The following is a 19,827-nucleotide window of genomic DNA, read 5'->3' as shown; positions in this document are numbered from 1 at the left end:
TGTTTATTTCAAAAATGGTGTGATTCCCGGTCCGAACGGGATGCCTGCATAGAAGAATACAAGTAGCAGTATAATCCAGGCGATCAGGAAGCAGATCGAGAACGGCAGCATCAGGGAGATGAGCGTGCCGATACCCGCTTTCTTATCGTATTTCTGCATGAACGTCAGCACGACGACCATGTACGGCAGCAGCGGCGTCACGATATTCGTCGACGAATCCGCAATCCGGTACGCCACTTGCGTGAACGCCGGGTGGTAATTCAGCTGCATGAAAAGCGGCACAAAGATCGGTGCTTCGAGCGCCCACTTGGCGGAGCCGGAAGTAATCAGGAAGTTCATGAGTGCAGTAAAAATGATATACGCAATGATCAGTCCGATGCCGGTGAAGTTCACCGATTCCAGGAACTCTGCGCCGTTGACCGCGATCCACGTACCGATATTCGACCAGTTGAAGTAGGCGATGAACTGCGAAATCGCGAAAATAAGGACGATATATCCGGACATATCTTTCATCGCTTCAGCCATATAGCCTGCGATGTCTTTCCCGCTCTTGATCTTCCCGACGGTGATTCCGTACGCGATTCCGACGGTGAGGAACAGGAACAGGATGATCGGCACGATGCCTGAGATGAATGGTGAAGGGATCAGCTTGCCGTCTTCGTTACGCAGCGGACTGTCCGGCCAGAAGATACCTATTACGAGAATGGCGATGTACGCAAGTCCCGCGAGCACCGCGTTGCGGAACGCTTTCGCTGCACGCGGATCGTCCTCGTCCATGTCGACGTCGACGGCTTCCCCGGTATATTTCCCGAGACGCGGTTCGATGAATTTCGTCGTAATGAATCCGGCGAGCAATGTGAGCATGAAAACGGAAACGATGTTGAAATACCAGTTGTCGACAGGTGTGACGACGATCGAATCATCGACGATTTTAGCCGCTTCCGTGGAAATCCCGGAAAGCAAGGCGTCCGTCCCGACGATGAACAAGTTCGCCGTGAAACCGGCGCCGGCGGAAGCGTAGCCGACCGCGAGACCTGCGAGCGGATGCCGTCCGACCTTATAGAAGATCATTGCAGCGAGCGGTGGGATGAGCAGCATCGCAGCGTCCGACGCGATGTTCCCCATGACTCCGACAAATGCAACAGCGTATGTCAGCAGCCATGCCGGCGACTTCAGGATCGTTTTCTTGATGGCATAATCGAGCAGGCCGACTTTTTCGGTCAGTCCGATACCGAGCATCATCGCAAGGACGATGCCGAGCGGTGCGAAACCGGTGAAGTTCGTGATCATTGATTCTAGGATGTACTGCAGTCCTTCTCCTGAAAGCAGGTTGTTGATCGGCAGCGTTTCACCGGTGCCCGGGTGTTTCACTTGGGCGCCGAACAGGCTGAAGATGAGTGAAGCGACCATGACCGCTGCGGCCAGGAAGACGAACAGGATGAACGGATCCGGCAGCCGGTTCCCGACGCGCTCGATGCCGTTCAGCATTTTGTTGAAAAACCCTCTGTTTGCTGTTTTAGTTTCCATACCCATTCCCCCTAATCAGATTACTTGCTGAGCGGCGACGGCTTGACGTCCTCCGGAATCGGGCACGTGTACGGATTCTCCTGCGAGAAGGCCGTGAATTCATCCCGGATCGGCGCCAGCAGGTCCGTGTTCTCGAAGATCTTGAGCGCCGTCAAAGCCATCGACGCCCCGGCGCGCAGCATCCCCTTATGCGCGTTCGATGAAATCCCCTGGCTCGTCATCTGCCACGTATGGAGCGGCGTGCCGAGCGCCGAAGTCGATGTCGACAGCTGTGCGGTCGGCATGATCCAGCTCACGTCCGACACGTCCGTAGATGCGGTCAGGATCTCTGTGGGGATCTCATACGGCGATATGGAGTCCGATACGTATTTGCCGGCGAACTCGGATCCGTCACCGACGTAACCGAATCCTTTCATCACCCCGAGGTAGTCCTTCTGCTCCGCCTCCGACATCGATTCGAAGATCCCCTGGGCGTACCGCTTTTCGTCTTCCGTCGGCGGTTCGATGCCGATTTCCGTCAGGCTGTCATACAGGATCCGCTCAAGCGCGCGGTTCGGGATGTAGTTCGAACACGCCTTGTCGATCTCGAACGTGACGTCCGTCTCCGTCATGAGAGCAGCCCCCTGCGCCACTTTGTTCACCCGCTCGAACAATGCCATGACGCGTTCCGTCGTGACGTCCCGTATCAGATAGAGAACTTCCGCATTCGCCTGGACGACGTTCGGCGCAAAGCCCCCAGTGTTCGTGATTGCATAGTGGATGCGCGCCTGATCGGGCATATGCTCGCGCAAATACTGAACGCCGGAATTCATGAGCTCGACGGCATCGAGCGCACTGCGTCCCAGATGAGGCGAATTGGCGGCGTGTGATGGCACGCCTTTGAACCGGTAGAACACTTGGATATTTGCAAGCGTGCTGACACTCATGATGCTGTTCGACGGCGACGGATGCCAGGTGAGCGCGAGGTCGGTCCCGTCGAACACCCCTTCCCGCACCATGAACGTCTTGCCGGAGCCCCCCTCCTCCCCCGGGCAGCCGAAGAATTTCACTGTGCCGGGCAAGTCGTGTGCCTCCATGTACGCTTTTGCTGCACACGCCGCTGCAAACGCCCCGGTTCCGAGCAGGTTATGCCCGCACCCGTGGCCGATATGACGGTCCCACCGTTTTTCCTCCGTGCTGCCAGGCTCCTGGCTCAGTTCAGGCAGCGCATCGAACTCCCCCAGAAACCCGATGACCGGATGCCCTTCCCCGTAAGTCGCCGTGAAGGCGGTTTCAATTCCGCCGACCCCCCGCTCGACGATGAACCCATGCGCTTCGCACTGGTCCGCCAAATACTTCGCAGACTCATATTCTTCGAAACGTGTTTCCGGATGATGAAAGATGAATCGGCTCACTTCTTCGAAATACGCTGCGTGCTGTGCCATATACTCTTTCGTGAATGCCTGCAAACTCACAACCGTTTCCCCCTTTAATATATTGAATACTAAAAATATACTGATTACATCGTAAGGATTATTCTCCTATTCGTCAATAGCCGACACGGTTTTTGCTAATCTTTCAGGATTGGTAGATTTTTGCAGTGTGTATGTGGTGTCTCAGATAAAGACATGGGGACTTTTCGTGGAATCGGCCAAATCGTGGGATGAATCGGCCAGATGGCAGCGGTTATCGGCCATTCGGCAGCATGAATCGGCCAAATGAATCCAACAATCGGCCAGTTGGCAGAGTTAATCGGCAAACGTACACTATTCCGAATAGTGCCCAAGTTGTGTGACGCACAGGTACCGGAAAAAAAGATCATCAAAAAACGAACACCAAAAAAAAACTCCTCCATGGCGGATTGCATGGAGGAGCGTTGGTTATCGGATGTCTTTTTCAATTTTGCCGTCTTTGATGACGACTTGGATTGTTTCATGGTCTTTGAGAGAAGCGATATCCTCAAGCGGGTTGCCTTTGACGATGACGATGTCCGCGAGCTTACCGGTCTCGATCGTCCCGACTTCGTCTTCCCAGCCGAGGCATTCCGCAGCGGTCTTCGTCGAAGCAACGATTGCGTCGAGCGGCGTCATGCCTGCATTGCACATGAGTTCGAGCTCGCGCAGGTTCGTGCCGTGCTTGAACACACCCGCATCCGTTCCCATCGCGATCTTGACACCCGCGTCGTACGCTTTCTTGAAGCTCGCAATATGGTGGTCGATGACTTCTTCTGATTTCCGGACTGCGCTCTCCGGCATGCCGGTTTCCTCTGCTGTTTCCAGCACAGCAACCGGTGCCAGCAATGTCGGAACGAGGAAGGTGCCGTTCTCGATCATGAGGTCGATCGCTTCGTCATCGATGAAAATCCCGTGTTCGATCGAGTGGATGCCCGCCCGCACTGCGTTCTTGATGCCTTCCGCGCCTTGAGCGTGCGCCATGACGCGGGTGTTCTTGCGGAACTTCCCTTCTTCGACAATGACTTTCAGTTCTTCCAGCGAAAACTGGGTGAATTCAGGATGGTCGGTCGCGCTCAGGACACCGCCGGTTGCGTGAACTTTAATGACTTCCGCGCCCGCCCGCAGCATTTCGCGCGTCTTCTTGCGGACCTCTTCCACGCCGTCACACATACCACCCGGCATCCCCGGGTAATCCGACGGCAGCAGATCGACCGTCTGGCCCGACACCGTATAGCCGTCCCCGTGGCCGCCCGTCGTCGTGAGAGCGTTGATGCTCAGCTGCATGCGCGGACCGGAGATCAGTCCGTCCTCCACTGCCTTCTTGACGCCCAAGTCCGTGCCGAGCGCATCACGGACAGATGTGACACCCGCGTGCAGCGTCGTCTTCAAGTACTCCATCGCCTGGTAGTACATGAACGAAAACGGGGTCGCGAGCCGGTCGGCAACGGAGGAATACTCCATCATCATATGCACATGCGTATCGATGAACCCCGGGACGACGGTGCCGCCTTTCGCGTCGATGACCGTCTCCGTGCCGTCTTTCGTATACGCGTCCGCCGCCCCTGTATAGGCAATCCGGCTGCCGTCGATGACGACGATGTGCCCTTCTTTCGGTTCACTGCCGGTCCCGTCGATGAGCAGTCCGTTTTCAATTATAGTTTTCGTCATGAAAATCCCTCCAGATTATAATGTTTTGATCAAAACACCCGCGATGATCACGGAAGCGACCGTCACTGTCGTGAAGCCGCCGATGACCATCGGCGCGAGCAGTTCATTGAAAATCAGTTTTTCTTCCTTCTCATTGCGTGCACAGCTGCGGCTCACTTCTTCACAGAGAATATAATCCCCCGGGAAGCCGAACAGCGCGGTGAGCGCAACAGGCATTCCTTTGAACGGGTGCCACTTCAGCAGCTTCGCCATAGTGTAACCGCCGATCGAGATGCCGATGCTGCCGATGGCCAGGATGGCAATGATCGCCGGCAGATTCGTGAGCACCTGCCCCGGCGTCACGCCTGCCATCGTGCCAATGACGACGAAAATGATGCCGATCATCGTGATCGTGAACGAATTGGCCCGCTCAAGTTCGCTCGACTGGAATACGCCGAGCTTCAAGCCGACAATCCCGATCAGCAGGCACCAGAGCGTGTAGTGGATCGGCGTGACCGAACCGAGCAGCGTACCGATTCCTGCTCCTGCAAAGACGAAGAACAGCTTCAGCACCGCGCTTGAGCGAAGCGGATTCTTCTTGGCCGCGGCTGTCACTTCCGATTCCTCTTCAAGGCCGCCCATCGAAACGAATGTGCCGTCGTCGAGCTGCGCCTGGATGACTTTTGCATACTTTTTCATGAAATGCATTGCGAGCGGCATGCCGACAACGCCTTGGAACGCGACGACGAGCGCCGGGATGATGACGATGGACGTCATACCGATCTCCTTCAGCTTTTCGGATGTGATCAGAAGGGCGATGATGCCGCCGCTTATAGGGCCGACACCCGCTACCGCTGTCGGATAATCGAACAGGAGCGGCACGATCAGCAGGATCAGGATCGCCGAGACGATGACACCGCTGAGCGCAATCAGCACCGCTTTGTATTGGGTTTTAACAAGGGAAAATGGAATCATAGTGCCCATATGGACGATGGCCGGACCGATCAGGATGGCACCGAGCGCCGCGAACTGGGACTTTTCCAAAATGTCTTTCGGGAAGATGCCTGTCCATGTCAAGATCAGAAAGCCGACCATGGCAGTGAGCAGCATCGGAACGCGCGCCCTGGATACGATGGAGAGCCATTCGCCCAAGGCAATCAGCGCGAATACGAGTACAGTTGCGATTAATGGATTTGAAAGCATACGGCTCACCCTCTTCTAAGTTGTAATTATTTCGCAATTCAAAACTTACGAGGTATCCAATATATCACTTAGAATTCGAGCTGTACACAGTATTTTTGATAGTTTTCAATTTTTCTGTCATCATGATTACTTTGTAATCGCTTACTATCTGACAACGGCGGGATTTGTCGATTTGGCTGTATTTTTGAATTTATTCGAGGAACAGCCCAGGTGGCAGGGGCACATTTGGAGATATTGGCTTAATTGGAAGGAGAGTAAGAAGGTTGGTGGTGGTTTGTGCTCATAAAATCGGGAAAGCGCTCATAAATCTTGGGAAGCGCTCATAAAACTGGAATAACGCTCATAAATCCCAAAAAGCGCTCATAAAACTGGAATAACGCTCATAAATCCCAAAAAGCGCTCATAAAACAGGAATACCGCTCATAAATCTCAGAAAACGCTCTTAAACCCAGAATTCCGCTCATAAATCCTAAAAAACGCTCATAACCCCACAACACCGCTCAGAATACACCCCCATCTCACTCCCCCATCCCCCACAACACAAAAAACCTGCAACGCCTCCACGGCGATCACAGGTTCACAAGTATTCCAAGCATCCTAGCAGCATCGGCTCATGTCGTAACGAACGACCGGCGTTTCGCGGCACGGGCTTCTGCGCTGGCTTTCTGGTCCGCCGGTTTCAGTAGATCCTCGACGACTGCGAGCAGCTGGTCATCCGACTGCACGGCCAGCTCGCCGGCGTAGGTATCCATCGCACGCCGCCACCGCTGCATGCGGACGCGGTCGCTTAGTGCCGTGCGCAGCTGGTCCCCGAGCGGCCTCCCTTTTTCCAGCACTGTGATAAGCCCTTTCGGAACGAGTGTCTCGAGATTCATCTCCTCCTGGCCCGGCAGTGCGGAATGGATGAACATCGGAAGCCGTTTCCGCAAGCCCTCGCTCACTGTGATGCCGCCCGGTTTCGTGACGAGAGCATCCGCCCTGTCATAGAGGGCATTCATCTCCTCCCGGGAATCGATGTACGGCAGCGCCTGGATATGAGGGAGGTTCCACGACTGGATTTTTCGGTACAACCGTTTATTGTGCCCGCACAGGACGACGAATTGCATATCCTCCGCCCCCTCCAGTTCCTGGAACATCCGGGACGGACACCCAAGCCCGCTGTTGCCGCCCGCCAGCAGGACAACCGGTTTGTCTGCCGATCCTGACCGGGCTTTCCCCTGCTGCGGTCGGCGGATGGCCCGGTGCACCGGGATTCCGGTGACGATCAGGCGGCCCGGCACGTGCGGATCATCCTGCATCTGCTCCTTCGCCTCGGCGGTCGGCAGGAAATGGGCATCGATTCCGCGGTGGCCCCAGTAGTCGTGCACGAAGAAATCGGTATATACATTGACCACAGGCACATCGCAATTTCCGGCCATCTTCAGTTTGCTGAGCATGCAGGACGGCAGACTGTGTGTGCAGAAAATCAGATCGGGCTGCTCCTCTTTCAGGAGCTGTTTCAATTTGTGGAGGAACAGCGACTGGTGCCAGATGTATTGGCCGTCGAGCGGTTCTTTGCAGAAATAGAGCCGTTTGTATGCCCTGCTGTACAGACGCGGAGCGAGTTTGATCCACTGCAGATAACCGGTCTGGATCACTTTCTCCAGCAGCTGGTTCGTTTCCGACAGCAGATCGATCTTCTTCACATTCGAATCCGGGTACCGCTCACGGATCAGGTCCATCAGCGCCTCCGCGGCCTGGTGGTGGCCCGACTGCATTTGTAAATGCGGAAAAAACAAGATTTTCGTCATCAGTTGCACCTCCCATTCAGGCAACGCTCAATTTTGGACACGCTGTTTCGCACGCACTTTCTTGTAGATGAACCATCCGATCATGATGGAGAGGAAGACGACGCCGACCAGCGCTACATAGCTCGGATTGACATCGAACGAACGGCCGAGGAAGTAGCCGGCGAGCAGGAAGGGGAGCACCCAACTTGCAGATGCAGCACCGCCAAGTATAGCGAATTCATAAAATGGCATTTTCGTAAGTCCTGCGAAATACGGGCTGATCTGACGGATGCCCGGCATGAAGATCCCGAACAGGATCGTGCGCCTCCGTCTCCTCTTAAAGGACTGCTCCGCTTTCTCCCACCGTTCCTTCGTCAGGCCGATGAACCGGCCGATCTTATGCAGCAGCGGATAGCCGATGAACCGGCCGCCTGCATATGCCGTCAGCATGCCGCTCCAGGCACCTGCCACTGCGGCCGCCGCTGAAGGGATGGCCGAAAGCTGATGCTCGGCAATGAGGACGCCGATCAGGAACGTAAGCGATTCTTCAGGGGACGGGATGCCGACGATCCCGAAGAACAGGAGGACGAAAATGATGAGGCTGCCATATCGGAGGACGGTGTCCGTCAGTGTTTCGATCGTCATATGCGAACGCCTCTGCTGTCATTCACGAGGCTGCCCGGATGCAGCAGCTCGATGCCGTGTTCCCTGCAGTGCCCCAAATATTGCCGCAGGACGGGCAGCATATGCCCCGGAGCCGCGTCATCGGCCCCCTTGTTGCTGCCGTCATCATGAAGGACGACGACGGAACCGTCTGCCGGGACTGCCATCATCCGCCCCAGCAAGTCGCGATCGCATGTGCGGACCTTCCAGTCACCCAGTATATGGGTCCATATGACAGTGATGAAAGGGTCGGACACGAAAGGGACGGCTGCATTCAGCTTACCGTATGGCGGGCGGTAGAAATGCGGCTTGTTTCCCGTGATCCGTTCGATGACCGCCGCCGTGCGCCGGATCTCCCGCTTCGTCTGCCGCGGTGTCAGCCGCCATGCTGACCGGTGATGATAGTGGTGGATGCCGATCAAATGGCCTTCCCGCTGCATGCGGCGCAGCAGTTCCGGATGCTGCTCCGCGTGGCGTCCGACGACGAAGAAAATCGCTTTGACGCCATATTCGCCGAGCAGGTCGAGCAGCTTCGGGGTATATAGCGGGTTCGGCCCGTCATCGAACGTAAGGATGATCCCTGTTCCGGCCGCCGCCCTCCTGACAATACCGGCTCCTGTCAGCCGCATGAACAGCGTTGTTCCTGCCGTGTACGAGCCGCAGATGAATGCGGTCGCTGCTGCAGCCCGCCAGACCCCTCTCTTCATACGTCTCGCTCCTTTTTTCTTTTCTCGTATATTATCATTTACCCATTCTTCCGACAATCGAACATTTATAAGTATGACAGCCGTTTCTTTCCGTTTCCCTATCATAATTATGAAGAGTTTCTTAAGTTGGGCACATGCATAGGTTGTCGCTTGTCTGCACATAAAAAAACCGCGCACCCTCCATGGATGCACGGGAACGTCCGCTGGCTGACGATGGTCAGCGGACAGTGAATTTCAGTCTGGTGTCGCGGTTCAGCCGTTTGCCGGACTGCGCCGGCAGCCCTTTCTTGATGGTCAGGTAGTAGGTCCCTTTCGCCCAATGTGACGGTTTCGCCACGTACAGCATACGCGGGTCGGACGGATCCGCCTGGACAGCGGTGCCTGCAATGGATGCCGTGCTGTCCGGCTGCGCAGCGACTTGGACATAGCCAGTGTAATCGAAGTCCGGTTTCAGAGCAGTATTGAACTTGATGGCGAAGATTTTTGCATCGTCGATCTCCATGTCAGGGAAATCGCCAGTGAACGGCGCGATGGCTGTGACTGTGACAGAAACCGACGCAGTGAACCCGCCGTCAGCTGTCTTCGCCGTGATGACCGCCTGTCCTTTTGAGACAGCGGTGACCGCTCCCGTCTGATCCACTTTCGCGACGAGCGGATCGGACGAGTTCCATGTGACCGCCCGGTTCGCGGCATTGTCCGGCAGCACACGGGCGGTCAGCTGTCCGCCCGATGCCGTGGCCGGATTCCCGATTGTCAGGTTCATCATCTGCTGATCCAACTGGATGCCGGTGACAGGGACAGTTTTCGCCTTTTCCAGACGCACCGCCAATGCTGCAGACAGTTTTTCCATGTCCAGGACGCCTGCCCCGTAGATTGGGTCACGGCCCGGTGCACCGAGATCTTTCGCTGTCTCCATGAGCAGCGTCTTTGTCTCTTGCGGAGGCAGCCCCGGCAGTTCCGCTTGGATCATTGCGGCAGCGCCGGCTGCAATCGGCGCCGAGAACGACGTGCCTGACATGGACATGAACTTCCCGCCAGGCCAGTTCGTCACGATTTTTTCACCCGGTGCGCTCAGATCGACTTCCTCATTATACGTGGAGAACGCGGAATGCTCGTTGTACCGGTTGACGGATGCGACGGAGAGCACTTGGCTGTAAGCCGCCGGGTAAATGACCGGATTGCCTTTATCCGCGTCATTCCCGGCAGATGCAACAATCAGGATGCCGGCGTCCGCTGCCCGCTGAATCGCCTGCTGTTCGAACGACGACGCGGACACCCCGCCCTGGCTAATGTTGATGACATCGGCATGCTGGCGGATCGCATAGTCGATCGCCTGGACGTTCATCGCGACCGTGCCGGTGCCGTCCTGCCGGATTGTCTTCAGCGGCAGGATCCTGACATCGAACGGACCCGTTACCCCTGCGATGCCGTATCCATTGTTCAACGTAGCAGCGATGACACCGGACACGCTCGTTCCGTGACCGTTCGTATCCCGCACGTCCTGGCTGCTATCCGTGAAATTGTAGCCGCCCGGCGCAATGCGGCCCGCAAAATCAAGGATCGAACTGTCGATACCGGAGTCGATCACCGCGACGACGATGGGTTTCGTCTGTTTCGCAGCGAGCGGCCAGAGCGACGGTGCTTTGACGTGGCTCAGCCACCACTGATCCGTGTAATACGGATCATTCGGAACCGCGTCGGCAGTCCGTGTATAATTCGGTTCCACCGTTTCGACGAGCGGATTGTTCTCCAGTTTCTCCGCCGCCTTCTCGCACGCTTGCAGCGTATCGAATGTCAGCAGCTGCACGGACGGAGCGATCGATTCCGCATTCCCTGTTTCGGAAGGGAGCGAAGGGACAGTCGCGACGGAGCGTGGCAGTTCTGTATAATGCACGAGCAGTTCGCTCGGTGTTTCGTCAGTTTGGAGGTCAGGTGCCGTGACCGTTCGGGTGCCGGGCTCTCCGGCCGCAGCTGCCGCTGAAGGAAGTAAAGTTGCTCTGCCGGAAGACAATAGCAGCACAGACAGCAGGGACGACAGCAGAAGACGGGATTTGCCCATGAATGTTCCTTCTTTCCGATAGTAAAGTCATGGTTACTATCGGCTGCATGCCAGGCCTGGTTTACTAGTTTTATCAAAAAAACTTTGACTTGATAAAGGAAACCTCAGTTGCCCGGCTCCGCTGCTTTGTACCTTCATGTCACGCCGCATCATCCTTCCCCGCCCATTCTCCTCAGCAATGCCTCGACCGCCGGCGGACGGTAGCGGCTTCGGATCGAGGCCAGGTAGACGGTGCGGTCGAGGCTCGCACTCGCCAGTTCACGGATGGCGACCGTATCGGGTACCGATTCACCGAGGTAGTTCCGCGGGATGATCGATACACCGATTCCGGCTTCCACGAGTGTCAGGATCGTTTCAAAGCGGTCCGCGTCGCAGCAGAGGTTTAACTCCAGGCCTTCCTCTTCGAACGCCTGCAAAATATTCGACCGCGTCTGGAATCCTTTCCCGGTGATGATGAACGGCTCTTCCGCCACGTCCGCAAGCCGGACATCAGGCTGTGATGCAAGCCGGTGCTCCGCGTGCATGACAAGCACCAGTTTCTCCGTATAAAGCGGCTGCGTGACGATATCGGGTTCGTCGATCCGCTCATTCGTCAGGCAAGCGTGGACGTCATGATTGCGGAGGGCATATTCGATATCCGCGCGGCCGAGCACTTCCTTCAGGACGACGCGCATGTCGGGATAGGCTGTCCGGTACCATCCGAGCACGTCGGGGATCCAGTTTTTCACAGACTCGATCATACCGAGCCGGACCTCGCCGCTCCCCGCCGCCTTCACTTCAATGACTTCCTTTTCGAAAATGTCCATCTCCGCAAGCACCTTCACCGCGCGTTCGTAGAACACCCGCCCCGACTCCGTCAGATCCACACGTTTTGTCGTCCGCTCGAACAGCTGGAAACCGATCTGCCCCTCGAGCGTCCGGATCGCTTTGCTGAGTGACGGCTGCGACAGGTGGAGTTTCGCTGCCGCCCCTGAGAAGCCTCCTTCCGTCACGACCGCCTTAAAATAGCGCAACTGTTTGATGTCCATCCAGACCGCCCTCTTCCCTTTTCACTTCAATTATAACCCGAAGGCATAAGTAAATGAATGATTGGTATTTGAAATAATAAATGACCGCTCGTATAATGGAGCGTATTGCAAATAATGTCGAAAGGATGATTTTCATGATCAACGCAGCAACTCCTGAAAATTGGCAAGGCCGAATAGATGATGCATCCAACCGTGCGGCGTACCGTCTCCACCAGGTTGTCCAGCTGAATCCGCAGAAAGAAAGCGTTCCCAATGAGGAGACATGCGCGCTGATCGGGTTTTCATCTGACGAAGGGGTCCGGCGCAACAATGGGCGCACCGGGGCAGCCGAAGGTCCTGACGCTTTGCGGAAGGAACTGGCGAAACTGCCGTGGCGGCAGCCGGTATCCCAGCAGCTCGCCGATCTCGGCACAGTCGTCTGCGAAGGCGGCCGTCTCGAAGAGGCCCAGCAGGAACTGGGACGGGAAATTGCCTTAAGCCTGTCCGCCGGTCAAAACACAGTCATTCTCGGGGGCGGCCATGAAACCGCTTACGGGCATTACTTAGGGGTGCGTGAGTTTGTGGGCCCAGATGCGAAGATCGGTGTCGTCAACATCGACGCACATTTCGACTTGCGCAGCTATGCCGAACAGCCGTCTTCCGGGACGATGTTTAAGCAGATGCTCGAAGGCGATGGTCCGGTCTCCTATTTTGTTGCCGGCATCCAGGAATTCGGCAACACACAGCTGCTGTTCGACGAAGCGGAGCGGCTCGGCGTGCAGTGGTTCACGGAACGGGAGCTTGAAGTACTCGATTTCACCGAGGTCACAGCACGTCTGCAGCAGTTCATCGATGAACATGATATCATCATGCTGACGCTCTGCTCGGACGTCCTTGACGCTGCCGCAGCACCCGGTGTCAGTGCCCCGTCGCCATTCGGACTTTCGCCGAAACTGGTCCGGGAACTGATCCGCTTCATTGCATCTTCACAGAAAACGCTTTCATTTGACATATCGGAAGTGAACCCATCGCTCGACGAAGGCGGCCGGACGGTCAAGCTCGGCGCCTACTTAACAAATGAAGCGATTGTTTCACTGCTTGGAGGGAACCATACATGACGATTGAATTGAATCAGGTGACGACCCTGTTCCTCGCGATGGCCTTGCTGCTGCTCGGGAACTGGCTCGTCCGCAAAATCGGGATCCTGCAGAAGTTCTGCATTCCCGCTCCGGTCGTCGGCGGCCTGCTGTTCGCCATCCTCGCGACCATTTTGAAAACAACAGGCGTGGTCGATTTCACACTCGACACGTCGCTGCAGAACTTGTTCATGCTGACATTCTTCTCGACAGTCGGCCTCGGGGCGAGTTTTGCGCTTATCAAACTCGGCGGCAAACTGCTCATCATCTACTGGATCGCGTGTGCGTTCCTTGCGCTCATGCAGAACGTCATCGGTGTGTCCATGTCTTACTTGTTCGACATCCACCCTCTGATCGGCATGATGGCGGGCGCCGTTTCGATGGAAGGCGGCCACGGCGGAGCTACAGCTTACGGGACGACCGTCGAAGCGATGGGCATCGACTCAGCTTTCTCGATCGGGATCGCCGCCGCCACGTTCGGCCTTGTCGCCGGCGGATTGGTCGGCGGACCGCTCGTCAAGTTCCTCATCAACAAATACAACTTGAAATCGACGGAAACCGAGGATTCATTCGAATATAATGCGGAAATGCACGAACCAGCCATTTCCGTCGACAACTTCACAATGCAGGCGTTCCTCATCATCGCATCGATGGCGGGCGGATCTCTGCTTGGCGAAGCGTTCACGTCCCTCACCAATGGCATCGCGCTGCCGAACTACGTTGGAGCAATGTTCGTCGCGGTCATCATCCGCAACGTCATCGACCGGTTCAACGGCAACATTATCCACATGCGCAGCATCACGCTGATCGGCGATGTCGCGCTCGGGATCTTCCTGTCGATGGCCCTCATGAGCATCAAGCTCTGGGAAGTCGCAGGTCTTGCCCTGCCGCTGCTCGTCATCGTTTTCGTCCAGGTCGTCTTCCTCGTCCTGTTCGCGATCTTCGTACTGTTCCGCATCCTTGGCAAGAACTACGACGCCGCCGTCATGTGTGCCGGTTTTGCCGGACACGGTCTCGGTGCCACGCCGAACGCCATGGCGAACATGGCCGCTGTCACCGAGCGCTACGGTCCGTCACGGACGGCGTATCTGATCGTGCCCATTGTCGGCGCATTCCTGATAGACGTCGTCTCGATGCCGATCATCATTACGACCATCAATATTTTCGGTTAACGCAAAAATCCGGCTCCCTGCAGCCGGATTTTTTGTTGTTCCCCCGTGCAAACTCCTGTTTTCAGCGGCTGAAATGCGTCATACTGTATACGTATGCTATATATGATGGAGGAATGTTTTATGACGACTATGTATGAAAACCGGCGCGCGGCGCTGCGCAGCCATTTGCAGGAGAACGGATATGCGGCGGGGCTGATCACCGATCCGGCAAACGTATTCTACTTCACCGGGTTCCACTCCGATCCGCACGAGCGGTTCCTCGGATTATTTGTCGAAGCGGCGGTCGGAAAGACTGTTCTGTTCACGCCAGCCCTCGACAAAGAAGCGGCCCAGCAAAGTTCGGACGTGCCGTCGATCGTACCGATTTCCGATGAACAGCTGTGGTTCGACGTCATCCGGGAAACTGTCGGGACGCTCAGCGGTAAAGTCGGGATCGAAGCGAAAGCTGTCAGTTTCTACCGTTACAACGAATTGCGCGGTGCTTTCCCTGAAGCGGAAGCGGCGGACGTGCAGCCGTTCGTCAACAGTCTGCGCAAACGGAAAACACGCGAAGAGATCGAAGCGATGAGAAAACCGATCGAAATCATCGAACGCGTGCTGGAGGAAGGGACGAAACTTGTCAAAGTCGGCATGACCGAGTCCGAACTGACGGCGGAACTCGAGTATCTCATGCGGAAATTCGGCGCGGACGGCCCGTCGTTCTCGTCGATCGTCCTGTCCGGAGAGAAAGCGGCACTGCCGCACGGTGAACCTGGGGAACGCAAACTCCGGAACGGCGATTACCTGCTCATCGATTTCGGCGTGGCGAAGGACGGCTATGTGTCCGACACGACACGGACGTTCATCATCGGCGAAGCGACCGAGCGCCAGCAGCTCATCTATGATACGGTGCTCGCGTCGAACCAAGCCGGCATCCAGGCCGTCCGTGCCGGCCGTCCGGTCAAGGAATTCGACATCGCGGCCCGCAGCGTCATCATTGACGCCGGCTTCGGGGACTACTTCAATAACCGTGTCGGCCACGGCCTCGGCATCGAAGTGCACGAGGAGCCGTCCATCCACCAGAACAATGAGGAAATCGCTGAACCCGGTCTCGTCTTCACGATCGAACCCGGCATCTACATTCCGGATGAAGGCGGCGTCCGCATCGAAGACACCGTCTACATCAACGAACAAGGCGAAGCCGAAGTGCTCTCCACGTTCCCGCGCGAACTGCGCATCCTAGGCTGAATTTACTTGGCGGTCCCGTTGAACGGGACCGCTTTTTTGTGGATTGGTGTGGGATGGGATTACAGGCGGTGTTGGTGATCATAAATCGGCGGGATCGCTCATAAATCATGGGAAGCGCTCATAAAACGCGGAAAACCGCTCATAAATCCCGGAAAGCGCTCATAAATCCCAGAAAGCGCTCATAAATCCTGAAAAACGCTCATAAATCCAAAAAAGCGCTCATAAACCCGCGCCACGCCAACAACTACTCCCCCCGCACCTTCACCGTTTCCGTTGAAACCGCCAGCCGGTTCAGTCATACTGGAATCCCCCCTTCCTTATAGCTGTCCGCATCCCGCGGCAATTTCCAGCACTTGCAGTCACTATCTTTTTCACATTTTCTCCTTCTTTCCTATTGAGAAAGCGCGAAAATTGTCGATATAAAGGACGAACACTCCAACTGGTTAATTTACCATTTTTTCCAATCCACTCATCCCACTATAGAAATGGCGGTTGCTTCATGGACCTGACTACTCAGCGGACCAAATACGGACGGCTCCTCGCAGCTGTCATAGGCATCATCACCCTGTCCATCATCTTTGAGGAACTGCTGATCAGCATCACCGGCATCGGCGCAGGCGGTAAATTTGTCGAGGCGGCCCTGAGTGCAGTCATTCTGATCGTTTTCTCAACCCCCGCCATGCTGTACGTCTATAAAACTAGCAGGCGGACCGAACTGCATCTGCAGCGTCAGCTCGACATGAACGAAACGATCCAGCGGCAGCTGGCCCTTTCCAATATCGAGCTCGAATACAATGCAGCGCATGATTATCTGACAGGGCTGCCGAACCGTTTCAAGCTGTTCCGGGTGCTGGACAAAAAGGCGGCCGAACGGACGGAGCTCAGCATCCTGTTCCTTGACCTTGACCGCTTCAAGACCATCAACGACACGATGGGCCATCTGTCCGGCGACCGATTCATCAAACTCGTCAGCATCCGGCTCAGGCAGTCACTGCCGCTCGGCACGGAAGTCTTCCGCCATGGCGGCGACGAATTCGTCATCCTCTCCGAACTGCCGAATGACCGGGCTGCCGAAGTGGCGGGGAACGTGCTCGCGGCTTTCCGGGAGCCGTTCATCGTCAATGATACGAAGCTCTATACTTCGGCCAGCATCGGCATCAGCCATCTGCCCGAACACGGAGCGGACGCCGCTTCGCTCATCAAGAACGCAGACAAAGCGATGTACAGGGCGAAGGAACAGGGTGGCAACACATTCCAGGTCTTCTGCCGCGCCTCCATCGATATTGACGAAAAGCAGATGCGGATTGAAAGCGACTTGCGGAAAGCTCTCGAGAAAGATCAGCTGACGCTCCACTATCAGCCGGTCATTGATTTGAAGACAAACAAGCTGGAAGGATGCGAGGCTTTGATCCGCTGGGAGCATCCGGAGCTCGGCCTCGTCTCGCCTGCGGACTTCATCCCCGTTGCTGAACGTTCCAGTCTCATCAACGACATCGGCACGTGGGTGCTCGAGACGGCCTGCCGGCAAATGCACGAGTGGCACCGCAAGGATCTGTCCCTGCGGCTCGCGGTCAACGTCTCCATCCGGCAGTTCCGCAACCCGGACTTTCCTGCCGTCGTCCGCGAAGTGCTCGAAATCACACAGTTCCCGGCAAAGCGGCTCATTCTCGAAATTACGGAATCGATGATGCAGGACGATGTTGAGTCCCGCAGAACGATACAGGATATCCGTTCGCTCGGTGTGAAAATCGCGATCGACGACTTCGGGACAGGCTATTCGTCCCTCAGCAAACTCGGTTTCCTGCCGATCGACTATTTGAAGATCGACAGGTCGTTCACGTCGGAGATGCTCACCCATCCGCCGATGCAGTCGATCGTCCAGACGATCATCGACATGGGGCGCAACTTGAATATCGCCCTCATTGCAGAAGGGATCGAAGAGGAGCAGCAGTCTGTCCTGCTGAAAGAAGGCGGCTGCCAGTTCGGCCAGGGCTACTTGTACAGCAAGCCGCAAGAGCCGGAAACGATCGAACGGGCATATGGCCTTTCCCCTGCAATCGGAAACTATCCGACAGCTTCAGATGTCACTGAAAAAGCTGCCGCCGTCACTCTTCCATGAGTGGCAGCGGCAGCTTTTTTGCCGGTTCGTCTATTCGTTCACGTCTTCCTGCAGTTCGTGCGCATACGGCATGGCGGACAGTGCGCCGGGTTTCGTCACGCAGAGTGCGCCGAGCCGGTTGCCGAAGCGGATGATCTCCCGCCACGCTTCCGGCTCGTCCGGCAGCCCGTCCGCATGGATCCGGCTGAGGATGCCGGCTGTGAACGCATCGCCGGCGCCTGTCGTGTCGACGGCTTCCACGGGAACCGACGGGACGTCCAGCCGTTCTCCACCTATGATCGCGAGCGTGCCGTTCACCCCGCGGGTCAGCAGGACGACCGGTATATCGTATGCCGCGAGATGCTGCAGCCCTTCTTCGACCGACTCCGCCTCCATCATGAACGTCAGCTCGTCCTCCGTCAGTTTCACGATGTCCGCCGAAGCCAGGAACGAAACCGTCGTCCGGCGGCACTCGTCTTCACTGTCCCAGCGGAGCGGCCGTATATTCGCATCGTACGACAGAAGGGCCCCCGCTTCTCCTGCAAGCCGGACGGCGCACTCCGTCGTGTTCCGCGCAGTCGGGTGGAACATCGTGCCGGAACAGAAGTGGAACACGGAGGCACGATGAAACGCGTCCGGCTGCAGATTATCCGTGGTCACCTGAATATCGGGTGTGTCGTTCTCGTAATTCGCAAACACCCGGTCATGGTCCGGCGTCAGATGAACGTACACACCGTTCACCCGTTTGGCCGGCTCAAGCACAGCGGACGACAGATCGACGCCCTCCTTCTCGAGCTCGGATCGGACGAATGCTGACGTTTCATCATCCCCCGTCACCGTGATGAACGACACAGGCGCGCCGAGACGGGCCGTTCCCGCCGCCACATTCACTGTCGCACCGCCGAGGTATGTCCGGAACGACATGTTCGACGGGTCGTCGGCGATATGGTCGACGAACACATCGCCGTAGATCAGAATGTTCTTCCCCATGCCGGTTGCGTCCTCTCCTTTCATTCCCCCGACTCCAGCAGCTTCTCCGACCGCTCCAGATGATCGCGGTAGAGCGGGTTGTCCGGCTGGAGTCGCACCGCGTGGCCGATCACCTCGATCGCTTCGGCATGCCGCCCGAGCGACCGCAGGCTGTTCGCCAGGTGGAACCAGAAATCGTAGCGCGCCGGCTGGCGGCTGACGAGTGTCTCCATGATCTGCACCGCGTCTTCGTGGCGTCCGAGCTCCCGCAAATAGTTCGACTTATGATAAAGGAAGAACGGGTTTTCATCCGACCTGGCATCGCCCTCATCGAACTCCCGCAGCGCATCGTCCGTCTGTCCCATTGATCGGAAGCAGAGCGCAAGATAATAATGGAACTCAAGCGCGGCAGGCTCCACGGTGAGCGCCTGCCGGTAAAATGCGACGGCTTCCGCGCAGCGGCCCTGTTCAGCGAGGAAATAGCCTGCATAATAGAGCAGATCCAAGTTGTCGCTGTCTAGGGCGAGCGCCTGCTCCACTGTCTCGGAAGCGTCTTCCCACCTGCCGGCTGAAGCAAGTGCCTTCGCGTCTTCGACCGCCGGATGCTGCGGGTCTTCGAGCGTCCCCGTCAGCATGGCAAGCACACGGTCCTGCTTCAGCTCGTCGGCATGCATGACTGCCGATTTTCCGTCGAAGTCCGCCAAGTGAGGCGAAGCACCCGCCTCGAACAGCTTCTGGATGACATCGGAATACAGCCGGCCGCCGTCGCCTAAAATGACCGCTTCGAGCAGCGCCGACCAGCCGAGATAATTGACGTGATCGACCGGGACTCCAGCCTCAAGGCACGCCTGTACGGTGCGCAAATACCCTTTTTCCGACGCCGGCAGCAGTGCCGTGCCGCCGAACCGGTTGACACTCGCCGGATCGGCACCGGATTCCGCCATCAGCCGGAGCGCTTCCGAAAAACCGTTCGCCCCCGCGCAGATGAACGGCGTCAGTTCCGTCACATCGCGGCGGTTCGGGTCGCTCCCCGCTGCAAGCAGCTGAGCAATGCATGCCGTATCGTTCTTCTGCACAGCAAGGAACAGCGCCGTCCGCCCTTCCGCGTCTGTTGCGCCGACATCGGCCCTTTTTTCCAGCAATTCCGCAAGCCGTTCTGCGTTCCCATCCCGTACCGCTTCCAATAATGCGTTTCCGTCCATCCGCCTGT

At 56.8% G+C, this 19,827-nt stretch carries 15 protein-coding genes; 4 read left to right on the top strand and 11 right to left on the bottom strand.

Annotated elements, in window-relative coordinates:
• Positions 1-3 precede the first annotated feature (3 nt).
• The 9 genes from NFU03_RS08845 to NFU03_RS08805 form a co-directional block, all read right to left on the bottom strand.
• Positions 4-1,527, bottom strand: a complete 1,524-nt coding sequence (locus tag NFU03_RS08845) for an AbgT family transporter (RefSeq protein ID WP_251637966.1) — start codon at positions 1,525-1,527, stop codon at positions 4-6.
• Positions 1,528-1,547: 20 nt separating this feature from the next.
• A complete protein-coding gene (locus tag NFU03_RS08840; protein ID WP_285835437.1) occupies positions 1,548-2,975 on the bottom strand; it encodes an amidohydrolase in 1,428 nt (475 codons plus the stop codon).
• Between the two features lie 411 nt (positions 2,976-3,386).
• The gene (locus NFU03_RS08835) at positions 3,387-4,628 is read right to left on the bottom strand and encodes a metal-dependent hydrolase family protein (protein ID WP_251637965.1); all 1,242 of its coding nucleotides are present in this window, start codon (positions 4,626-4,628) and stop codon (positions 3,387-3,389) included.
• Between the two features lie 15 nt (positions 4,629-4,643).
• On the bottom strand, positions 4,644-5,810 hold the full coding sequence (locus tag NFU03_RS08830; RefSeq protein WP_251637963.1) for a hypothetical protein: 1,167 nt from the start codon (positions 5,808-5,810) through the stop codon (positions 4,644-4,646).
• Positions 5,811-6,421: 611 nt separating this feature from the next.
• Positions 6,422-7,600, bottom strand: a complete 1,179-nt coding sequence (locus NFU03_RS08825; protein WP_251637961.1) for an MGDG synthase family glycosyltransferase — start codon at positions 7,598-7,600, stop codon at positions 6,422-6,424.
• A 27-nt stretch (positions 7,601-7,627) separates the two neighbouring features.
• Positions 7,628-8,224 carry a DedA family protein gene (locus NFU03_RS08820; protein WP_251637959.1) on the bottom strand — a complete coding sequence of 199 codons (597 nt, stop codon included), beginning with the start codon at positions 8,222-8,224 and terminating at the stop codon, positions 7,628-7,630.
• Entirely contained in the window at positions 8,221-8,949 is a 729-nt protein-coding gene (locus tag NFU03_RS08815) for a polysaccharide deacetylase family protein (protein WP_251637957.1), read from the bottom strand. Before NFU03_RS08815 ends, NFU03_RS08820 begins: the two co-directional genes overlap by 4 nt.
• A gap of 217 nt (positions 8,950-9,166) precedes the next feature.
• Positions 9,167-11,008, bottom strand: a complete 1,842-nt coding sequence (locus NFU03_RS08810; protein ID WP_251637956.1) for a S8 family peptidase — start codon at positions 11,006-11,008, stop codon at positions 9,167-9,169.
• Between the two features lie 149 nt (positions 11,009-11,157).
• Positions 11,158-12,036, bottom strand: coding sequence for a LysR family transcriptional regulator (locus tag NFU03_RS08805; RefSeq protein WP_251637954.1), 879 nt, complete (start codon positions 12,034-12,036; stop codon positions 11,158-11,160).
• A gap of 134 nt (positions 12,037-12,170) precedes the next feature.
• Between NFU03_RS08805 and hutG the strand changes: the two genes are divergently transcribed.
• The 4 genes from hutG to NFU03_RS08785 all read left to right on the top strand — a co-directional run bounded on the left by hutG (position 12,171) and on the right by NFU03_RS08785 (position 17,669).
• Positions 12,171-13,133 (top strand): formimidoylglutamase, encoded by a 963-nt coding sequence (gene hutG, locus NFU03_RS08800; protein WP_251637953.1) that lies wholly within the window; start codon positions 12,171-12,173, stop codon positions 13,131-13,133.
• A complete protein-coding gene (gltS, locus tag NFU03_RS08795; protein WP_251637950.1) occupies positions 13,130-14,323 on the top strand; it encodes a sodium/glutamate symporter in 1,194 nt (397 codons plus the stop codon). Before hutG ends, gltS begins: the two co-directional genes overlap by 4 nt.
• 120 nt (positions 14,324-14,443) lie before the next feature.
• On the top strand, positions 14,444-15,550 hold the full coding sequence (locus tag NFU03_RS08790) for a M24 family metallopeptidase (protein WP_251637949.1): 1,107 nt from the start codon (positions 14,444-14,446) through the stop codon (positions 15,548-15,550).
• A 499-nt stretch (positions 15,551-16,049) separates the two neighbouring features.
• Positions 16,050-17,669: a putative bifunctional diguanylate cyclase/phosphodiesterase gene (locus NFU03_RS08785; RefSeq protein WP_251637947.1), complete on the top strand. Its 1,620-nt coding sequence runs from the start codon at positions 16,050-16,052 to the stop codon at positions 17,667-17,669.
• A gap of 30 nt (positions 17,670-17,699) precedes the next feature.
• Here the strand turns inward: NFU03_RS08785 and NFU03_RS08780 are convergent, their stop codons facing one another.
• Both NFU03_RS08780 and NFU03_RS08775 read right to left on the bottom strand, forming a co-directional pair.
• Positions 17,700-18,662 (bottom strand): carbohydrate kinase family protein, encoded by a 963-nt coding sequence (locus tag NFU03_RS08780; RefSeq protein WP_251637946.1) that lies wholly within the window; start codon positions 18,660-18,662, stop codon positions 17,700-17,702.
• Positions 18,659-19,819: a tetratricopeptide repeat protein gene (locus tag NFU03_RS08775; RefSeq protein WP_251637944.1), complete on the bottom strand. Its 1,161-nt coding sequence runs from the start codon at positions 19,817-19,819 to the stop codon at positions 18,659-18,661. Before NFU03_RS08775 ends, NFU03_RS08780 begins: the two co-directional genes overlap by 4 nt.
• Positions 19,820-19,827 lie beyond the last annotated feature (8 nt).

The organism is Sporosarcina sp. NCCP-2716 (assembly GCF_023707985.1).
Taxonomy (GTDB): domain Bacteria; phylum Bacillota; class Bacilli; order Bacillales_A; family Planococcaceae; genus Sporosarcina.
Note: the sequence above shows the minus strand (reverse complement) of the source record. Positions and strands in the feature narration are given on the sequence as shown.

Coding starts and splice junctions, on each gene's coding strand:
- NFU03_RS08845 (WP_251637966.1), bottom strand. CDS start 1,527: ATGGAAACTAAAACAGCAAACAGAGGGTTTTTCAACAAAATGCTGAAC.
- NFU03_RS08835 (WP_251637965.1), bottom strand. CDS start 4,628: ATGACGAAAACTATAATTGAAAACGGACTGCTCATCGACGGGACCGGC.
- NFU03_RS08830 (WP_251637963.1), bottom strand. CDS start 5,810: ATGCTTTCAAATCCATTAATCGCAACTGTACTCGTATTCGCGCTGATT.
- NFU03_RS08825 (WP_251637961.1), bottom strand. CDS start 7,600: ATGACGAAAATCTTGTTTTTTCCGCATTTACAAATGCAGTCGGGCCAC.
- NFU03_RS08820 (WP_251637959.1), bottom strand. CDS start 8,224: ATGACGATCGAAACACTGACGGACACCGTCCTCCGATATGGCAGCCTC.
- NFU03_RS08815 (WP_251637957.1), bottom strand. CDS start 8,949: ATGAAGAGAGGGGTCTGGCGGGCTGCAGCAGCGACCGCATTCATCTGC.
- NFU03_RS08810 (WP_251637956.1), bottom strand. CDS start 11,008: ATGGGCAAATCCCGTCTTCTGCTGTCGTCCCTGCTGTCTGTGCTGCTA.
- NFU03_RS08805 (WP_251637954.1), bottom strand. CDS start 12,036: ATGGACATCAAACAGTTGCGCTATTTTAAGGCGGTCGTGACGGAAGGA.
- hutG (WP_251637953.1), top strand. CDS start 12,171: ATGATCAACGCAGCAACTCCTGAAAATTGGCAAGGCCGAATAGATGAT.
- gltS (WP_251637950.1), top strand. CDS start 13,130: ATGACGATTGAATTGAATCAGGTGACGACCCTGTTCCTCGCGATGGCC.
- NFU03_RS08790 (WP_251637949.1), top strand. CDS start 14,444: ATGACGACTATGTATGAAAACCGGCGCGCGGCGCTGCGCAGCCATTTG.
- NFU03_RS08785 (WP_251637947.1), top strand. CDS start 16,050: ATGGACCTGACTACTCAGCGGACCAAATACGGACGGCTCCTCGCAGCT.
- NFU03_RS08780 (WP_251637946.1), bottom strand. CDS start 18,662: ATGAAAGGAGAGGACGCAACCGGCATGGGGAAGAACATTCTGATCTAC.
- NFU03_RS08775 (WP_251637944.1), bottom strand. CDS start 19,819: ATGGACGGAAACGCATTATTGGAAGCGGTACGGGATGGGAACGCAGAA.